The organism is Streptomyces sp. NPDC026575, from assembly GCF_055567415.1.
The window spans coordinates 1-12,266 of record NZ_JBVHQM010000006.1; the positions used below are offsets into that span (position 1 = coordinate 1).

Below are 12,266 nucleotides of genomic sequence, written 5' to 3' on the forward strand. Positions count from 1 at the left end.
GCGGGGTGCGGCAGCAGGTCTTCGTGCAGGGCAACGGTGTGCTGCTGGAGCGGATCGCGTTGAATCTGGTGCAGAACGCGGTGCGCTACAACGTCGCCGTTCAAGGGCGCGGAGCGCTTCCGGTCGAGGGTGGTGGCGGGCGACGGGAGGGCGGGTGGGTGGAGGTCACCACCGAGCCCCGGCCCGGTGGTGCGGTGCTGGTGGTGGCCAACACCGGGCCGGTGGTGCCGGCCTATGAAGTGGAGAACCTCTTCGAGCCGTTCAGGCGGCTGCGTACCGAGCGCACCGGCAGCGACAAGGGTGTGGGGCTGGGCCTGTCCATCGTGCGCTCGGTGGTCCGCGCCCACGACGGCAGCATCACCGCCGAGCCCCGCGAGGGCGGCGGCCTGACCATGCGCGTCGTCCTGCCGCAGTAGGCGCCGAGCCGCCGCGCGATCCTCAGGTGCCGTCCGCCGGGGCGCGGCCGGTGAGGGTTTCGGCGGCGGCCTGGCCGCAGACGCGGGCGGCGCCGTGGGTGGCGATGTGCAGGGCGCCCCGGGGCGGCGCCTGGGGGACGCCCATTTCCACGACGGCCGTGTCCGGGCGGGCGGTGAGCAGGGCGTCCAGGGCGTCGGCCATCCAGGGGTGGCGGTGGACGTCGCGGACGACGGCGACCACACGTCGGCCGCCGGCCGCGGTGAGCAGGCCGTCGATCAGCGCCCGGGTTCCGGTGCGGGCGGCGGATTCGGCGCTGTAGGCGGCGGTTTCGGTGCCGGGCACGAGCCGGGCCAGCTCGGCGCCGACGCCCCAGGGGGTGTCGTCGCCCACGGCGATATTGGCCAGCGGTGTGAAGGCGGCGACGTGGGCGGGGCCGGTCAGCGGCTCGTACGGACGGCCGGCGGTGGTGACGCGCAGCGCCCGGCGGGCCGCGGTCAGGCCGATCCCGGGTGCGGGCGCGGCCCCCTCCCCCGCGCCCGCACTCCGTGTCCAGCGCGCCAGGGCTCGCACCCGTGCCGCGGCGTCGGCGAGCCGCCTCTCCGGCAGTTCGCCGTCGCGCACCGCCCTCACCAGGGCGTCCCGCAGCCGCAGCACGGTGTCCTCGTCGGCCAGTCCGCCGCCCACGCAGATCGCGTCGGCGCCGGCCGCGATGGCCAGCACGCTGCCGCGCTCGATGCCGAAGGTGGCGGAGATGGCCTGCATCTCCATTCCGTCGGTGACGATCAGCCCGTCGAAGCCCAGCCCGCCCTCGTCGGCGGGCGCGCGCAGCAGGCCGTGCAGGGCGGCGGGGCTGAGCGTGGCCGGGCGGTCGCCGTCCAGGGCGGGCAGCAGGATGTGCGCGCTCATCACGGCCCGGGTGCCGGCGGCGACGGCGGCGCGGAACGGCACCAGTTCGCGTTCCTGGAGGGTGGGCAGGTCGGCGGCGATGCGCGGCAGGTCGTGGTGGGAGTCGACCGCGGTGTCGCCGTGGCCGGGGAAGTGCTTGGTGCAGGCGGCGACGCCCGCCGACTGCAGCCCCTCGACGTAGGCGGCGGTGTGCCGGGCGACCAGCCGCGGGTCGGCGCCGAAGGAGCGGACGCCGATGACCGGATTGGCAGGGTTGGAGTTGACGTCGGCGGACGGCGCCCAGTTGAGGTTGACGCCGCAGTCGGCCAGCCGGCGGCCGAGCTCGCGGGCGACGCCTCGGGTCAGCGCGGTGTCGTCGACGGCGCCCAGCGCGTGGTTGCCGGGGAAGGAGGAGCCGCCGCGCACTTCGAGGCGGGTGACGTCGCCGCCCTCCTCGTCGATGGCGACCAGGACGTCCTCGCGGGCGCCGCGCAACTGGCCGGTGAGGGCGGCCAGTTGCGCGGGGTCGGTGATGTTGCGGCCGAAGAGGCCGACGGCGGCCAGGCCCTCGTCGAGCCGGCGCAGCAGCCAGTCGGGCGCGGTGGTGCCGGTGAAGCCGGGCTGGAGGACGGCGAGCGCGTCGCGGGTGAGGGTGTCGGCGGCGCGTACCGAGCGTGCGGAGCCTACGGGAGTCATGGACTGCGTTATCCCTTCACTGCGCCGGAGGTGAGACCGCCGACCGCCTTGCGTTGCAGGAACAGGAAGAGCACCAGGATCGGGACGGCGAAGATCGAGGCGGCGGCCATGGTGGCGCCCCAGTCGTCCCCGAACTGGCTCTGGAACTGCGAGAGCCACAGCGGCAGGGTGCCCATGGCCGGCTCCTTGTTGAGGACCAGCACGAGCGGGAACTCGTTCCACGCGGTGATGAAGCCGAAGAGGGAGGTGGCCATCAGGCCGGGCGCCAGCAGCGGGAAGACGACCTTGAGGAATGCCTGGCGGCGGGAGCAGCCGTCGACCATCGCGGACTCCTCCAGTTCCCTGGGCACCGCGGCGACATAGCCGCGCAGGGTCAGCAGGGTGAAGGGCAGCACCATCAGCAGGTAGAAGCAGGTGAGCGGCACCAGGCTGTTGAGCATGTCGGCGTCCCGGACGATCAGGTAGATCGAGATCACCATGACCTCCCAGGGGGCCATCTGGGCGACCATGAAGGTCAGCAGGATGCCGCGGCGGCCCTTGAAGCGCATCCGGGTGAGCGCGAACGCCCCGCACAGCGCGATGACCAGCGACAGCCCGACGGCGAGTACGGTCACGATGACCGAGTTCCCGGCCAGGGTCCAGAAGTTCGGGGCGTCCACGGCGGTCGTGAAGTGCTCCAGGGTGCCGTGGAAGGGGAACCACACGGGCTCGTCGCTGATGATGTCCCGGGTCGGCTTGAAGGCCGTGTTGAACATCCAGTAGACGGGGAAGACGAAGCCGGCGGCGAGCACGATCGCCGTGGCGTTGGGCCAGATGCGGCCGGCGAGGGAGGGCTTCACCGCTCGTTCTCCTCTTGCTGTTCCTGCCTGATCGTCAGACGCAGGTAGTACGCGGTCATGGCCAGCAGCACCACGATCGTCAGCAGCGAGATCGCGGCGCCCATACCGAAGTGCAGGTTGCCGACGCCCTCGGTGAAGGCGTAGATCGGCAGCGTCTCGGTGGACCGGTCCGGGCCGCCCTCGTTGATCGCGAAGATCTGCGGGAACGCCTTGAAGACCCAGATCACTTCGAGGAACGTCGTGGCGAGGAAGAAGGGCTTGAGGAACGGGAAGGTGACCGAGGTGAAGACCTTCCAGGTGCCGGCGCCGTCCATCCGGGCCGCCTCGTACAGCTCCTTGGGGATGGTCGTGGTGGCCGCGTAGAGGTTGAGCGCCACGAACGGCAGCGACTGCCAGACGATCAGCACGGTGATCACGAAGAAGGTCGACAGCTGGGTGCCGACCCAGTCGTAGTGGGCCATCGCATGCCAGCCGAGCCGGTCCAGCACCCAGTTGACCACGCCGTAGCGGGAGTCGAAGAGCCACTGGAAGACCGTGGTGGCGGCGATCACCGGCATGGCCCAGGCCAGCACCAGCGCGAGGGAGAGCACCAGCCGCATCTTCTTGCCGAGCCGGGCCAGCAGCAGTCCGATCAGTACGCCCAGGACCATGATCAGGGTGACGTTGACCGCGGTGAAGGCGATGGTGCGGCCGGTGACCCGCCAGAACTGCTCGCTGCCCAGGACCTCCTGGTAGTTGCCGATCCCCCGCCAGTCGGTCAGATGCTGGATCAGCTCCTTCATGTTGAGGTTCTGGAAGGAGAGCAGCAGATTGCGGACCATGGGCCAGCCCAGGAAGACCGCGGTGGCGGCCAGGGCGGGCAGCAGCAGGAGGTACGGGGTGCGGCGGGCGGGGGGACCGGAAGCACCGCGGGCGTCCCGCCGGCCTCCTGTGCCGCGGCGGGCGGGCGGATCGCCGCCCTTGCCGTTCCGCGGCACGGCCGTGGCCGCCGCGTCGTCGAGCTGCACTGCCATGGGTCGCTGCTCCCCCTTGTTGCCGTGGGACCTCGGTGCACCGCCGGCGGGCGTACGGGGCCGGGGCCGGCCGGCCCCGTACGCGGCCGTTTCCTACTGCTTGGCGAGCCGCGCGTTGACCTCGGACTCGATGTCCTTGGCGGCGTCGGCCGGGGACGTGCCGTTCAAAACGGCCGTCATATAGCTCTTGATGGGGTTCGGTACGTTCTCCACCGCCGCCCACTGCGCGATCAGCGGGGTGGTGCCGCCGGACTTCTGCGCCGCGGGAGCGGCGGCAGCGGCCGCGGGATTCTCCTTGGCGGCGCCGGCCAGGTCCGCGGACTTGGGGGTCCAGCCGGACTCCCTGACCATCTGCCCGTCGTTCTCCTTCGACAGGGCGATCTTCAGGAATTCCTTGGCGAGTTCCTGGTTCTTGCCCATACCGGCGACCGCGAAGTTGGAACCGCCGAGGAATACGCCCTCGGGCTTGGCCGCGGTCTCACCGGGAATGGTGAAGAATCCGATGTCGTCCTTGATCTTCGGATTGGCCTTGATGGCGGTGGCGGCCTCATATCCCATGGCGATGACGGCGCCGGTCTTCCCCTTGGCGAAGACCTCGGCCTGCTGCGGGGTGGCCTCGTCCTTGTTCTTCGGGGCGGTGCTGAATGCCTGGTACTGCCGGTAGATGTCCATGGCCTTGGAGACCTTGGGGTCGCCGAGGTTGGAGACCCACTTGCCGCCCTGCTTCTTCACCAGGTCGGCGCCGGTGCCGATGGTCAGCCCGTCGAAGAAGTACCAGTTCTGGCCCGGAAGATACAGCGGCTCGGCGTCGGTCTTCCGCTTGATCGCGTCCAGCGCCTTGAACAGCTGGTTGCGGGTCCGGGGAAGCTCCTTGAGCCCCGCCTGGGCCCAGATCCTCTTGTTGTACATCACCACGCGGTTTCCGGCGTACCAGGGCAGCGCGTACTGCTTCCCGTCCACGAGCGAGGCCCTGTTGAATGCCTCGTTCCAGTCGGCGCCGATCTCCTTCTTCAGGTCGCCGAGGTCGGCCAGGGCGCCGGCCTTCGCGTAGGCGGCGGTCTGGGTGTTGCCGATTTCGACGACGTCCGGCGGAGTGTCCTCGGAGAGTGCGGTACTCAGCTTCTGCTGAATTCCGTTCCACTGCTGGACCTTGAACTCGACGGTGGCTCCGGTCTTCTTCCTGAACTGTTCGGAGACCTGCTTGCTCCACTGCTCCGGATTCGAGCCGCTCATCACCCAGACGGTCAGCTTCTGGCCCTTGAAGCCATCCGCGCCCGCCTTGTTGCCGTCGCTGGACCCACAGGCAGCGACACTCACCAGCATTCCCGCGACGGCCGTCGCCGCTATGAGCCCACGCTTCATTGCGCTCTCCCCTAAAGGCCGGGTGTGGTCTTTAATGGTTTAGACCAGTGCCCGCAGCTTGGCCTAGACCTTTTGGGGTGTCAAGGGTGTATAAGAGTCGCTGTCAGGTCCGTTACCGGACCGACATCCGGCACGCCGGGACCTGCGAGGGAGCACAACGAACCCGCGCGTGCCACGATGTGAGCCGCTACGTACGGAGGAGCCGGTGACGGCAGCACGACAGGCGTCGGAGAGGCGGGCCATGGAGACCGACGGGGGCAGCGCGGAGAGCGGCGGCACGCGGACCGCACGGGTGCCCAAGTACTACCGCCTCAAGCGGCACTTGCTGGAGATCACCGAGACCCTGCCGCCCGGCACCCCGGTACCGCCCGAGCGCACCCTCGCCGCGGAGTTCGACACCTCCCGCACGACGGTGCGCCAGGCGCTGCAGGAGCTGGTCGTCGAGGGCCGGCTGGAGCGCATCCAGGGCAAGGGCACCTTCGTGGCCAAGCCCAAGGTCTCCCAGGCGCTGCAACTGACCTCCTACACGGAGGACATGCGGGCCCAGGGCCTGGAGCCGACCTCCCAGCTGCTGGACATCGGCTACGTCACCGCCGACGACCGGCTGGCCGGCCTGCTGGACATCACCCCCGGCGGCAGGGTGCTGCGCATCGAGCGGCTGCGGCTGGCCAGCGGTGAGCCGATGGCCATCGAGACCACCCACCTGTCGGCGAAGCGCTTCCCCGCACTGCGCCGCAACCTGGTCAAGTACACCTCCCTGTACACCGCGCTGGCCGAGGTCTACGACGTCCGCCTGGCGGAGGCCGAGGAGACCATCGAGACCTCGCTGGCCACCCCGCGCGAGGCCGGTCTGCTGGGCACCGACGTCGGCCTGCCGATGCTGATGCTCTCGCGGCACTCGCTCGACGCCCAGGGCCGGCCGGTGGAGTGGGTGCGCTCGGTCTACCGCGGCGACCGCTACAAGTTCGTGGCCAGGCTGCAGCGCCCCACGGAGTGAACTCCGCCTGCTCACCGCTCCCCCGCTCGGATTCTTCGTACCGATATGCGGACAGCTAGTGACGCGTGCCACGGCCCTGCCATAGATTTTCAGCCGATTGCACAGGAGTTCGCCGCCACGGACGGAGCCACGCGATGCCAGAGCCAGCCGAAGCCCCCAGCAGCAGACAGATCGTCACACCCACACGTGCGGTGGCCGGCCTGTGCCTGCTCGCTCCGTTCGTGGCGATGCTGTGGGTGAGTTCGTACGCCCGGATCGAGCCCACGCTCATCGGGATCCCGTTCTTCTACTGGTACCAGATGCTGTGGGTGCCGATCTCGACGGCGCTGACGATGGTGGCGTACAAGCTCGTGCAGCGTGAGCAGCGCGCCCGCAAGGGCGGTGCCCAGTGACCGACGCGCTCTCCGCAACGGGCGCCGCCACCGCGCTCGCGGCCTCCTCGACCCAGGGCGTCAACGGCGTGGCGCTCGCCGTGTTCGTCTTCTTCTTCCTGGCCGTGACGGTCATGGGCTTCCTGGCGGCCCGCTGGCGCAAGGCCGAGCAGTCCGCCAACCTCGACGAATGGGGCCTGGGCGGGCGGAGCTTCGGCACCTGGGTGACGTGGTTCCTGCTGGGCGGCGACCTCTACACCGCCTACACCTTCGTGGCCGTACCGGCGGCGATCTACGCGGCGGGCGCGGCCGGCTTCTTCGCCGTCCCGTACACCATCCTGGTCTACCCCCTCATCTTCACCTTCCTGCCCCGCCTGTGGTCGGTCTCGCACAAGCACGGCTACGTCACCACCTCCGACTTCGTCCGCGGACGCTTCGGCTCCAAGGGCCTGTCGCTGGCCGTGGCGCTCACCGGCATCCTCGCCACCATGCCGTACATCGCGCTCCAACTCGTCGGCATCCAGGCCGTCCTGGACGTGCTGGGCATCGGCGGCGGCGCGCACACCAACTGGTTCGTCAAGGACCTGCCGCTGCTGATCGCCTTCGCGGTGCTGGCGGCGTACACCTACTCCTCCGGCCTGCGTGCGCCCGCCCTGATCGCCTTCGTCAAGGACGGGCTGATCTACCTGGTCATCATCGTGGCGATCGTCTACATCCCGATCAAGCTGGGCGGTTTCGACCAGATCTTCCACGCCGCCGGCAAGGCGTTCGCCGAGCCCGGCGCCGTCCCCGGCAAACCGCGCGGCGAGCTGACCAGCGGGCCCAACGCGCAGTGGGCGTACGCGACCCTGGCGCTCGGCTCGGCGCTGGCGCTCTTCATGTACCCGCACTCGATCACCGCCACGCTCTCCTCGCGCAGCCGCAACGTGATCCGCCGCAACACCACCATCCTGCCGCTGTACTCCCTGATGCTGGGCCTGCTGGCGCTGCTCGGCTTCATGGCCATCAAGGCCGGTACGGACATCCAGGGCAACCCCCAGCTGGCCATCCCGCAGCTGTTCGAGGACATGTTCCCCAGCTGGTTCGCCGGCGTCGCGTTCGCCGCGATCGGGATCGGCGCGCTGGTCCCGGCGGCCATCATGTCGATCGCCGCGGCCAACCTGTTCACCCGCAACGTCTACAAGGACTTCCTCAAGCCGGCCGCCACGCCCGAGCAGGAGCACAGGGTCGCCAAGCTCGTCTCCCTGCTGGTCAAGGTCGGCGCCCTGGTCTTCGTCCTCACCATGGACAAGACCGTCGCCATCAACTTCCAGCTGCTGGGCGGCATCTGGATCCTGCAGACCCTGCCGGCCCTGGTCGGCGGCCTGTTCACCCGCTGGTTCCACCGCTGGGCGCTGCTGACCGGCTGGGCGGTCGGCATGCTCTACGGCACGCTCGCCGCGTACGGCGTCGCGAGCCCGACCCAGGCCCACTTCGGCGGCTCCAGCAAGGAGATCCCCGGCATCGGCGAGATCGGCTACATCGGCCTGACCGCCCTCGTCCTGAACCTCGTGGTGACGGTCGTCCTGACCGTCGCCCTGAAGGCCCTCAAGGCCCCCGACGGCGTCGACGAGACCTCTCCCGCCGACTACACCGCGGACATCGGCGACGAGGGCGTCTCGGCGGACCTGCCGCCGGCCACGGCGGGGGCACCCGCCGGGCACTGACACCACCGACTCGCCTGCGGCCACGGGCCGTCGCGCTCCTTCGGGGCGCGGCGGCCCGTGGCGTTGTACGGACCGCCGCACACGGCGCCGCCCCGGTGCGAGGCCACTGACAGGCACCACATGATCACTCTCAACACACTAGATGTGGGGGTGCACGCGTGGAGCCACCACCACATGTATGCTCGTCTTCGCTGTCGCCGCAGGGGAATCCGGTGGGAATCCGGAACTGTCCCGCAACGGTGTAAGAGCGCGCCCAGTGCCCGGAAAGGGCCCTGCCGCGCGCCCGTGAAGTCCGAGGACCTGCCGACGGTACGCCCGCACCGCCATGGGTGCGGACGTCGATACGTCCGGGCCCCGAGGGTTGGGCCGGTGGACGCCGCGCGGTGTGCCCGCGCACCCCTGACCGTCACGGGGTGCGGCATGCGCGCGTGCGGCCGTCGCGCCCCCTCCTGGCCCCCGCCGAGTGAGGGAGAGCATCACGTGACCATCGCGCCAACGGAGCCCGCGTCCAACGCCGAGGTCGTGCAGCCTGCGGTGACCGCGCCTGCCGCCCCCGCCGACGGCGGTCCGGGCGAGGACGGCCCGGGCGTCGCGCTGCTGCGCACCCTGACGAAGCTGACCGAGGACCTGACCGCGACCGACCCCGGCAAGGTGGCCGCCGCCGCCCTGCGCGGCCGGTACGAGGGCGCGGGCGAGTTCGAACTGCGGTCGCTGGCCATCGAGGCCGCGGCCGGACTGATCGGTGACGAACCGCAGTACTCCAGGCTGGCCGCGCGGCTGCTCACCCTCTCGATCTCGGAGGAGGCGGCCGCACAGGGGGCGGTCGCCTTCTCCGCCTCCGTCGAGGTCGGCCACCGCGAGGGGCTGATCGCCGACGAGACCGCACAGTTCGTACGGACCCACGCCGCCCGGCTGGACGCCCTGGTCGACCGGGCGCTCGCCGACGGCGCCGACGACCGGTTCGGCTATTTCGGACTGCGCACCCTGCACTCGCGCTACCTGCTGCGCCACCCGACCACCCGCCAGGTCATCGAGACGCCCCAGCACTTCCTGCTGCGGGTGGCCTGCGGCCTCGCCGAGGACCACAGCGAGCGCGCCCTGGACGACGTGGCCGAGCTGTACCGCCTGACCAGCTCGCTGTCGTACCTGCCCTCCTCCCCCACCCTGTTCAACTCCGGCACCCGCCACCCGCAGATGTCGTCCTGCTACCTGCTGGACTCCCCGCTGGACGAGCTGGACTCGATCTACGACCGCTACCACCAGGTGGCGCGGCTGTCGAAGCACGCCGGCGGCATCGGCCTGTCGTACTCCCGCATCCGCGCCCGCGGTTCGCTGATCCGCGGCACCAACGGGCACTCCAACGGCATCGTGCCGTTCCTGCGCACCCTGGACGCCTCGGTCGCGGCCGTGAACCAGGGCGGCCGGCGCAAGGGCGCCGCCTGTGTCTACCTGGAGACCTGGCACGCCGACATCGAGGAGTTCCTGGAGCTGCGCGACAACACCGGTGAGGAGGCCCGCCGCACCCACAACCTGAACATCGCGCACTGGATCCCGGACGAGTTCATGCGCCGGGTGGAGGCGGACGCCGACTGGTCGCTGTTCTCCCCCTCGGACGCCCCGGAGCTGGTGGACCTGTGGGGCGAGGAGTTCGACGCCGCGTACCGCAGGGCCGAGGCCGAGGGCCGGGCGCTCAAGCAGATCCCGGCGCGGGTGCTGTACTCCCGCATGATGCGCACCCTGGCGCAGACCGGCAACGGCTGGATGACGTTCAAGGACGCCGCCAACCGCACCGCCAACCAGACCGCCGAGCCCGGCCAGGTCGTGCACTCCTCCAACCTGTGCACGGAGATCCTGGAGGTGACCAACGACGGGGAGACCGCGGTCTGCAACCTGGGGTCGGTCAACCTCGCCGCCCACCTGGGCGACGACGGACAGATGGACTGGGAGAAGCTGGACGCCACGGTCCGTACCGCCGTCACCTTCCTCGACCGCGTCGTGGACATCAACTTCTACCCGACCGAGCAGGCGGGGGCCTCCAACTCCCGCTGGCGCCCGGTGGGCCTGGGCCTGATGGGCCTGCAGGACGTCTTCTTCCGGCTGCGGCTGCCGTTCGACTCGGCCGAGGCGCAGGAGCTGTCGACCCGGATCTCCGAGCGGATCATGCTCGCCGCGTACGAGGCGTCCGCCGATCTCGCCGAGCGGCACGGCCCGCACCCGGCCTGGTCGGCGACCCGCACCGCCCGCGGTGTGCTGCACCCGGACCACTACCCGAACGCCGAGCCCCGCTGGGCGGACCGCTGGGCGGCGCTGCGCACCCGGATCGCCGCGACCGGGATGCGCAACTCGCTGCTGCTGGCCATCGCGCCGACCGCGACCATCGCCTCGATCGCGGGCGTGTACGAGTGCATCGAGCCGCAGGTCTCCAACCTCTTCAAGCGCGAGACGCTGTCGGGTGAGTTCCTCCAGGTCAACGCGTATCTGATCGAGGAGCTCAAGGCCCTGGGGCTGTGGGACGCGCGGACCCGTGACGCGCTGCGCGAGGCGAACGGCTCGGTGCAGGACGTCGAGTGGATCCCCGAGGACGTCCGGGCGCTGTACCGCACCGCCTGGGAGATCCCGCAGCGCGCCCTGATCGACATGGCCGCGGCCCGTACGCCGTTCCTCGACCAGAGCCAGTCGCTGAACCTCTTCATGGCGTCGCCGACCATCGGCAAGCTCAGCTCGATGTACGCCTACGCCTGGAAGCGCGGCATCAAGACGACGTACTACCTGCGGTCGCGCCCGGCCACCCGGATCGCCCAGTCGGCCCGCGGCACCGCGGCCGCCGCCACCGTGCCCGTCCCGCAGCAGGCCACCGACCCCGAGGCGGTCGCCTGCTCCCTGGAAAACCCCGAGTCCTGCGAGGCCTGCCAGTAATGACCACCGACCAGACCACCGCCGCTGCCGCGCACACCGCCACCACCGGCGAGAAGAACCTCCTCGACCCGGGCTTCGAGCTGACGCTGCGTCCCATGCGGTACCCGGACTTCTACGACCGCTACCGCGACGCGATCAAGAACACCTGGACCGTGGAGGAGGTCGACCTCCACTCCGACGTCGCCGACCTCGCCAAGCTCTCGCCGGGCGAGCAGCACATGATCGGCCGGCTGGTCGCGTTCTTCGCGACCGGTGACTCGATCGTCGCCAACAACCTCGTGCTGACGCTCTACAAGCACATCAACTCCCCCGAGGCGCGGCTGTACCTGAGCCGTCAGCTCTTCGAGGAGGCGGTGCACGTCCAGTTCTATCTGACGCTGCTGGACACCTACCTCCCCGACCCGGACGACCGCGCCGCCGCCTTCGCGGCCGTGGAGAACATCCCCTCCATCCGGGAGAAGGCCGAGTTCTGCTTCAAGTGGATGGACTCGGTCGAGAGCATCGACCGGCTGGAGTCCAAGGCCGACCGGCGCCGCTTCCTGCTGAACCTGATCTGCTTCGCGGCCTGCATCGAGGGGCTGTTCTTCTACGGCGCCTTCGCGTACGTCTACTGGTTCCGCTCGCGCGGTCTGCTGCACGGGCTGGCCACCGGCACCAACTGGGTCTTCCGCGACGAGTCCATGCACATGGACTTCGCGTTCTCGGTGGTGGACACGGTCCGCGAGGAGGAGCCCGAGCTCTTCGACGACAAGCTGGAGCAGCAGGTCACCGAGATGCTCAAGGAGGCCGTCGAGGCCGAGCTGCAGTTCGGCCGCGATCTGTGCGGTGACGGCCTGCCGGGCATGAACACCGAGTCGATGCGCGAGTACCTCCAGTGCGTCGCCGACCAGCGGCTGCAGCGTCTGGGATTTGCTCCCGTGTACGGGTCGGAGAACCCGTTCTCCTTCATGGAGCTGCAGAACGTCCAGGAGCTGACCAACTTCTTCGAGCGCCGGGCCTCGGCCTACCAGGTCGCCGTCGAGGGTTCGGTCTCCTTCGACGACGACTTCTAGGCCCGGGGAACC

General features: G+C 70.1%; 10 protein-coding genes and 1 riboswitch. Of the genes, 6 read left to right on the plus strand and 4 right to left on the minus strand.

Annotated elements, in window-relative coordinates:
* Positions 1 to 416, plus strand: a 416-nt coding sequence (locus ACZ4NB_RS09810; protein WP_467659835.1) for a sensor histidine kinase, incomplete at its 5' end; no start/stop codon positions are given.
* Positions 417 to 438: 22 nt separating this feature from the next.
* Here ACZ4NB_RS09810 and ACZ4NB_RS09815 read toward each other — a convergent pair.
* The 4 genes from ACZ4NB_RS09815 to ACZ4NB_RS09830 form a co-directional block, all read right to left on the minus strand.
* Positions 439 to 1,998, minus strand: a complete 1,560-nt coding sequence (locus tag ACZ4NB_RS09815) for a glycoside hydrolase family 3 protein (RefSeq protein ID WP_467659837.1) — start codon at positions 1,996 to 1,998, stop codon at positions 439 to 441.
* Between the two features lie 8 nt (positions 1,999 to 2,006).
* Positions 2,007 to 2,837 carry a carbohydrate ABC transporter permease gene (locus ACZ4NB_RS09820; protein ID WP_467659839.1) on the minus strand — a complete coding sequence of 277 codons (831 nt, stop codon included), beginning with the start codon at positions 2,835 to 2,837 and terminating at the stop codon, positions 2,007 to 2,009.
* Positions 2,834 to 3,850: a carbohydrate ABC transporter permease gene (locus tag ACZ4NB_RS09825; RefSeq protein WP_467659840.1), complete on the minus strand. Its 1,017-nt coding sequence runs from the start codon at positions 3,848 to 3,850 to the stop codon at positions 2,834 to 2,836. Before ACZ4NB_RS09825 ends, ACZ4NB_RS09820 begins: the two co-directional genes overlap by 4 nt.
* Positions 3,851 to 3,943: 93 nt before the next feature.
* Entirely contained in the window at positions 3,944 to 5,212 is a 1,269-nt protein-coding gene (locus ACZ4NB_RS09830) for an extracellular solute-binding protein (protein WP_467659842.1), read from the minus strand.
* A 241-nt stretch (positions 5,213 to 5,453) separates the two neighbouring features.
* On the opposite strand from ACZ4NB_RS09830, the gene ACZ4NB_RS09835 reads away from it, so the two are divergent.
* From ACZ4NB_RS09835 to ACZ4NB_RS09855, 5 genes are all read left to right on the plus strand, one after another.
* Complete coding sequence (locus ACZ4NB_RS09835) at positions 5,454 to 6,209, plus strand: GntR family transcriptional regulator (RefSeq protein ID WP_467660324.1); 756 nt, start codon at positions 5,454 to 5,456, stop codon at positions 6,207 to 6,209.
* Positions 6,210 to 6,343: 134 nt separating this feature from the next.
* Positions 6,344 to 6,601: a DUF3311 domain-containing protein gene (locus tag ACZ4NB_RS09840; protein WP_467659844.1), complete on the plus strand. Its 258-nt coding sequence runs from the start codon at positions 6,344 to 6,346 to the stop codon at positions 6,599 to 6,601.
* Positions 6,598 to 8,286, plus strand: coding sequence for a monocarboxylate uptake permease MctP (mctP, locus tag ACZ4NB_RS09845; protein WP_467659845.1), 1,689 nt, complete (start codon positions 6,598 to 6,600; stop codon positions 8,284 to 8,286). Before ACZ4NB_RS09840 ends, mctP begins: the two co-directional genes overlap by 4 nt.
* Positions 8,287 to 8,458: 172 nt before the next feature.
* Positions 8,459 to 8,608, plus strand: a riboswitch (cobalamin riboswitch).
* 158 nt (positions 8,609 to 8,766) lie between these two features.
* Positions 8,767 to 11,202, plus strand: a complete 2,436-nt coding sequence (locus ACZ4NB_RS09850; protein ID WP_467659847.1) for a ribonucleoside-diphosphate reductase subunit alpha — start codon at positions 8,767 to 8,769, stop codon at positions 11,200 to 11,202.
* Positions 11,202 to 12,254, plus strand: coding sequence for a ribonucleotide-diphosphate reductase subunit beta (locus tag ACZ4NB_RS09855; RefSeq protein WP_467659849.1), 1,053 nt, complete (start codon positions 11,202 to 11,204; stop codon positions 12,252 to 12,254). Before ACZ4NB_RS09850 ends, ACZ4NB_RS09855 begins: the two co-directional genes overlap by 1 nt.
* Positions 12,255 to 12,266: the final 12 nt, after the last annotated feature.